Source organism: Actinomadura darangshiensis (assembly GCF_004349235.1).
GTDB lineage: Bacteria > Actinomycetota > Actinomycetes > Streptosporangiales > Streptosporangiaceae > Spirillospora > Spirillospora darangshiensis.
In genome coordinates this window covers 1-6,747 of sequence record NZ_SMKY01000397.1, presented here as the reverse complement: position 1 = coordinate 6,747, position 6,747 = coordinate 1, and the positions used below count along the sequence as shown (strand labels likewise).

Below are 6,747 nucleotides of genomic sequence, written 5' to 3'. Positions count from 1 at the left end.
CCCGGCGCCGGCACGGGGGTGAACGGCCGCTCGTGGGCGAGGACGCGCAGGTACGCCTCCTGCACCTCGCGGCTGGGCTCGACGCCGAGCTCGTCGGCGAGCCGCTCGCTGAGCCGCCGGTAGGCGTTCAGCGCCTCGGCGGGCTGCCCGCCGGCCGCCAGCAGGTCGATGAGGGCGGCGTGCAGCGGCTCGTCGAAGGGGAGGTCGCCGGCCAGCGCGCCGACCGCGGCGATCGCGGGCTCGGTGCCCTCCGCGTGCGGGGCCGTGGCGGCGAGGTCCATCACGGCCTCGCGCACGTCCTGCTCGACCGAACGGAGCAGGATGTCGGCGCGGTCGAGCTGCCGCATCCCGGCGAGGACGGGCCCGCGGCGCAGTTCGAGCGCGGCGACGAGCAGGGCGCAGCGCGGGCCGGGCTCGTCGATGGTGCGGGCCTGCCCGGCCAGCTCCCGGAAGCGGCTGAGGTCCAGGCCGCAGCCGGGGACGGCCAGCCGGTAGCCGTCCGCGTAGTCGATCGACGGGGCCCCGTCGCCGAGCCGGGTGAGCCACTTGCGCAGCCGGGAGATCCCGACGTGGACCGACTCCCGGCTCGTCAGCTCGGCGCGGTCGGCCCACACCAGCCGGGTGAGCCGCTCGGTCCGCAGGGGCTCGCCCTGGGCCAGCAGGAGGGCGCCGAGCAGGCCCTGGAGGATGTGCGAGCGCGGCGGCGGCACATCGGTCTGCCCGGTTCTGATGCAGAGGCGTCCCAGCACCTGAAACGACGTGTTCCCCGGTTGCCGCGGATTCGCATCGCGGTTCGCGGAGGCAGGCGTTTCGTGCTGTTTATTCGGCTGCCTGACCATGGCTCAGCAGGCGGATATGTAATGGCGGGTGAAAAGGGCAGGCCGGGCCTGCCCCCGTTTGGCGGGTAGCGCTATATGGGAGATATCCATTGCGAGATGATTGTCCCCGAATAATTCATCTTGCCGATGGTGTTGTCCAGGTCACACGGTCACTTGGGAGCGTGGCGGGTGTGTGATCGGTGTTGCCTTGGCGATCAACTTGAAAAGCGTGCAAGGTGAATCCGAGGACATCATCACCGATATATCGCCGCAGTGTCAACCGATGGTCATGCCTCGATTACGGGCCGGATCGGCAGGTCGCCGCCCACCCTACGCCGCCGCGCCCGCCGCCGCGATGGGCGAACGGGCGCACGAACGGGCGCCCGTCCGGCGCCCCCCTCGGCTACCGCAGGCGGGCCTCGATGGCCTCGATGATCCGGGGACGCAGTTCCGCGGCGCGGATGACGGCGTCGACGGAGCCGACCTCGACCGCGCGCCGGATGTCGTGCACGCGGTCGAACTCCGCCGCCACCTCGCCGAGCTTCTCCGTCCGGACCGACGCGCGCAGCTCGTCCAGCTCCGCGGTCAGCGCGGCGCGGTCCTCCGGGCCCGAGGACGCCGCGACGCGGGCCTCCAGGTCCCGGACGCGCGGGTCGGACGCGGTGCGCGCGTTGACGTCGCCGGCGAACACGGCCGCGGCGGCCGGGGCGCCGCCGAGCACCGACGCGAACGAGCCCTCCAGCGCGAGCACGGTCATGTCCGGGTTCAGCGCCTTGGAGAACACCACGAACGCGCCGCCGTGGTACCGCGAGATCACGCAGAACACGATGGGCCCGCGGAAGTTCACGATCGCGCGGCCGATCTCGGCGCCGTACTCCAGCTGCAGCTTGCGCATGGACTCCGGCGAGCCGTCGAAGCCGGACAGGTTCGCCAGCACCACCAGCGGGCGGTTGCCGCTGGCCGTGTTGATCGCCCGCGCTGCCTTCTTCGACGACTGCGGGAACAGCGTGCCCGCGGTGTAGGCGTCCGGGCCGTCGGTCGGCGGGAAACCGCGCCGCGGCACCGCCCGCGACTCGATGCCGAGCAGACACACCGGCATGCCGCCGAGGTGGACGTCCTGCACCGCCGCGGTCTCCGCGTCCGCCATGCCGGCCCAGCGCTCCAGCACCGGGTGGTCCTGGTCGGACAGCGCCCGCATGACGGTCCGGATGTCGAACGGCTTCTTGCGGTCCGGGTTCGCCTCGGCGGAGAAGATCTCGCCGACGGTGCCGAACTCGCTGCCCTCGACGACGTGCGGGAAGTCGGAGACGTCGCGGTCGACCGGGTCGGACGTCGTCGCGCGGCGCGGTGCCTGCTCCCCGGGCGCGACATAGGTGTGGTCGTAGTGCGACATGAGGACGTCCCGCGCGGCGGTGAGGCTCGGCGCCCAGTACTGCGCCTGCCCGTTCGGGCCCATCACCCGGTCGTAGCCGCCGATGCCGAAGTTGTCCTCGGCCGACACGCCGCCGGAGAAGTCGAGCGCCTGCTTGCCGGTGAGCACCATCGCCGAGTCCGGCGTCATCACGAGGACGCCCTTGGTGTGCATGAGCATCGTCGCCTCGGCGTTCCAGTACGGCTGCGCGCCGACGTTGATGCCCGCGACCACGACGTTGATCTCGCCGCCGGCCTGGGTGAACTCGACGATCCGCTTGAGGGCGGCGGCCACCCAGTCCATGTTCTCGGTGCCCGACTCCATGGAGACCCGGGCGCCGGCGGACAGCGCGTACCACTCCACCGGCACCCGCATCCGCTCGGCCAGGTCCAGCGCGGCGATCACGCGGCGGCACTCCGGTTCCGACAGCGCGCCGAGCGACTTCGTGGGGTCGCCGAGCAGCACGACCCGGGTGACGCCCTCCGGGTGCCGCCGGGTCGGCTTGGTGACGACGCCCGCGACGATCGCCGCCGTGTTGCGCCCCCTCGGCCGGTCGACCGGGACCAGGGCGTGCTCGTCGTCCAGGTCGTGCTCGGCGAAGTCGCCGAGCAGGCCGGTCAGCTCGTACGGGTAGACGGTGCCCCGGCTCCGCGCGCGCAGCACCTTCTGCCGGTAGCCGTCGAGCGGCTCGACCGGGTCGTCCGACGGCTCCCCGATGGTCAGCCTCGTACCGCCCGCGGCGTCGAACGTCGCCCGGACGGCGACCTTGAACAGCTCGCCGGTGCGCGGATCCCGCTGCCGCGCGATGAGCAGGATCTCCTCCAGCCCGGCGCCCGCCGCGGTCGGCAGCACCCGGTCGGCGAGGACCTTCAGCTCCGCGCGGGTGAGGCCGCTCGGCGGCCACACGTAGATCACGATCCGGTTGGTCGGGAAGCGCTTCTTGGACGGCCGCCGCGCCTGCGCCCGGCGGATCGAGTCCAGGCAGGTGGCGAGGGTGTACTCGGCCGTCGGCAGGGTGAGCAGCCGGCCGTCGTTGTCGCGCAGCTCGGTCAGGTCGCGGACCTGGGCGAACGCGACGAGCCGCTCGTCGGACGGGTTGTCGCGCGCGACGCACTGGAAGAGGTAGACCTCCTCGTCCGACGACGGCAGCCGGGTGAGGTCGAACTTGCGCAGCCGCTCCATCTGCATCCGCTGCGCGATGAACGGGTGCAGGCCGCGGATCAGCCGGTCCTCGGCCATCCCGGTCTCGGCCGGGCGGAACGTGAAGTGGTGGTGCATCACCGCGTCGCGTCCGCCCGCGACGGTGCAGGTGACCCTGCGGACCCGCGCGGGCAGCGGGTGCGCCCGGACGACCTCGCCCAGCGCGGCGGCCATCGCGTCGAAGTCCTCCGGCTGCCGCTGCCAGGAGAGATAGATGTCGGCGTCGATGTCGTCCTCGCCGGCCGCCAGTTCCGCGAGCCCGTCCAGCGCGCCGCCCAGCGTCTCGAAGCCCACCGCGGTGGAGACCAGGCGCGAGCCCGCGCGGTCGGCGACGACGAACGCGCCGCCCCCGGCCTCGGCGGTGCGGACGCCGGTCAGGCCCTTGTTGCCGTAGTACCGCCGGGTCAGCACCTCCAGCATGACCGCGTGGTCCCGCTCGCCGCGGACCAGCCGCTGGCCGAGCAGCCGCACCAGCGGCTCGGTGCTGCGGACCATCTCGGCGATGCGGTCGGCGCGGTCCGGCGCGTCCGGGTGCGCGTCCAGGTGGCGCAGGTGCCGGCGGACGCCCGCGTAGACCCAGGCGCGGTTGCGGCGCAGCAGCGGCTGCGCGAACCAGGCGAACACCAGTCCGCACGCCAGGTCGTAGACGACCGGGAAGCGGACCTGCGCGGCGGCCACCAGCCGCTCCAGCACCAGCCCGGCGGTCTCGCGCAGCGCCTCGTCCGGCGGCGGCTCCCGCAGCCACGTGCGCAGCAGCGCCGCGACGACGGTCGCGTCGGCGGACGCCCGCTGCTGCGCGAGGAAGATCCGGAAGACCGCCGCCTCCAGCTCCGGGGAGCGCTCCAGGTCGGTGACGCCGTAGTGGCCGAGCGCCTTGGCGAGCTTGTCCTGGAACGCGGCCGGCAGCCCGGCCCGCTCGACGTCCAGGCTCTGCAGGTAGGTGTGGAAGTACTCGCGGGCGCTGTGCACGTGGCTTTCGCCGCCGTCGCCGACGCCGCCCGCCGGGCGGTTGAGGCTCAGCTCGGCGAGGTCGGCGAACACGTCGGCGAGGCCGAGCTCCTCGGCCAGCGGCCGGTGCCCGCCCGCGGCGGCCGCCTGGCGCGCGGCGAGGTAGTCGTCCAGTGCGCGGCGCTCGTCGTGCGGGTCGACGTCGAAGCCGAGCAGCAGGCTCCGCAGGTCCTCTTGGCCGCGCCTGGCGCGGAGCCGCGCGGGGATCTCCCCGGGTGCGGCGGGCAGGTCCAGTTCGACGGCCGCGGCGTCCTCCGCCTCGGCCTCGGCTTCGTCGGCGAGCGGCTCCAGCCGCAGCAGCGGGGCGCCCGCCTCGACCTGGCTGCCCACCGTGACGACGCATTCCTTCAGCCGCGCCTTGAACGGCGCCCGCAGCACCGTCTCCATCTTCATGCTCTCCAGCACGAGCACCGGCGCGCCCGCCTCGATCTCGGCGCCCACGTCCAGCGGCGTGGCGACGACCAGCGCGGGCGCCGGGGAGCGGACGACGCCGCCCTCGTCCCGGCTGACCCGGTGCGCGACGCCGTCCACCTCGACCAGGTGGATCGGCCCGTGCGTGCCGGTGAGCAGGCGGTACCGGGTGCCGTTGACGACGATCTGCCCGGTGTGCCGGTCGAAGCGGTCGAGCTCGACGTCCGCGGTGCGCAGGTCGCCGCCGGTCTCGACGCCGACGCGGAACCGGTCCGCGCCGACCCGCGCGACGCGCACCCGGTAGCCGGCGCCGCGCAGCTTGAGGTCCAGCGGCCGGCCGCTCTCGTGCCGCACCTGCGGGCGCCCGCCGGACGCCGTGGACAGCAGCCGCCGCCGCTCGACGCGCTCCTCCTCCTCGTACGCCTCGATGGCCGCGGCGGCCAGCGCGACGGCGGAGTGCCGGTCGGTGACGAGCCCGCCCCGCGCGCGGACGCGGTCGATCCAGCCGGTGTCGGCGCTCGCGTCGATCACCTCGGGCCGGTCGAGCAGGTCGAGCACGAAGCTCTTGTTCGTCGCGCCGCCCTCGATGATCACCGTGGTCTGCGCCATCGCGCGGCGCAGCCGGCCGAGCGCCTCGTCCCGGTCCCGGCCGTAGGCGATGATCTTGGCGATCATCGAGTCGAAGTCGGCGGGGATGGTGTCGCCCTCGCCGACGCCGGTGTCCACCCGGATGCCGGGCCCGGCGGGCAGGTCCAGCCGGGCGATGCGGCCGGGGGACGGCGCGAAGTCGCGGTCGGGGTCCTCGGCGTTCAGCCGGGCCTCGATCGCGTGCCCGCGCTCGGCCGGCGGCTCCCCGTCCAGCGTGCCGCCGGACGCCACGTGCAGCTGCGCCTTCACCAGGTCGAACCCGGTGGTGGACTCGGTGATCGGGTGCTCGACCTGCAGCCGGGTGTTGACCTCCAGGAACGCGAACAGCTTGTCGCCGGGGTGGTAGAGGAACTCGACGGTCGCCGCGCCCCGGTACCCGACCGCGACGGCCAGCCGCTCGGCGGACGCCTTCAGCTCCGCCGCCTGCACCGGGCTGAGCACCGGCGACGCCGACTCCTCGATGACCTTCTGGTTGCGGCGCTGCACCGAGCAGTCCCGGACGCCGAGCGCCCACGCGGTCGCGCCGTCCGCGATCACCTGGACCTCGACGTGCCGGGCGCCGGTGACGAGCCGCTCCAGGAACACGACGCCGCTGCCGAACGCCCGCGCCGCCTCCTGGCTGGTGCGCTCGTAGGCGTCCGCCAGCTCGGCCTCGTCCGTGACGACGCGGATGCCGCGCCCGCCGCCGCCGGCGGTCGCCTTCAGCATCAGCGGGTAGCCGATCCGCGCGGCCGCCGCCAGCGCCGCGTCCAGCGTCTCCACCGCGCCGCGGCTCCACGGCGCGACCGGCACGCCGACCTCCTCGGCGATCAGCTTCGCGCCGATCTTGTCGCCGAGCTTGCGCATCGCCTCCGCGCTCGGCCCGACGAAGGCGACCCCGGCCCGCTCGCACAGCTCGGCGAACGCCGGGTCCTCCGCGACGAACCCCCAGCCGACCCACGCCGCGTCGGCGCCGGTCTCCACCAGCGCGCGCTCCAGGACCTCCATGTCCAGGTACGGGCGCGCGGACGCGGGCCCGAGGTCGTAGGCGATGTCGGCCTCGCGCACGAACATGGCCGCGCGGTCCACATCGGTGTGCAGGGCGACGGTCTCGATCCGTGTCCCGGTCTCCGCGGCAAGGTCCCGCACGGCGTGGATGAGGCGCATGGCGGCCTCACCCCGGTTCACGATGGCGACACGACTGAACACCCGACCGAGCCCTCTCTGGACGACGTACGGCGCCACGACACAGCGCCCTGGCCCGTCCACCCT

The 6,747-nt window shown here is 74.0% G+C and carries 2 protein-coding genes; both read right to left on the bottom strand.

Annotated elements, in window-relative coordinates; all coding sequences use genetic code 11:
• The coding region (locus E1293_RS42660) for an AfsR/SARP family transcriptional regulator (RefSeq protein WP_207939433.1) at window positions 1-749 on the bottom strand (749 nt) is incomplete at its 3' end.
• Between the two features lie 472 nt (window positions 750-1,221).
• Window positions 1,222-6,684, bottom strand: a complete 5,463-nt coding sequence (locus E1293_RS42655; RefSeq protein ID WP_132205153.1) for an ATP-binding protein — start codon at window positions 6,682-6,684, stop codon at window positions 1,222-1,224.
• Window positions 6,685-6,747: the final 63 nt, after the last annotated feature.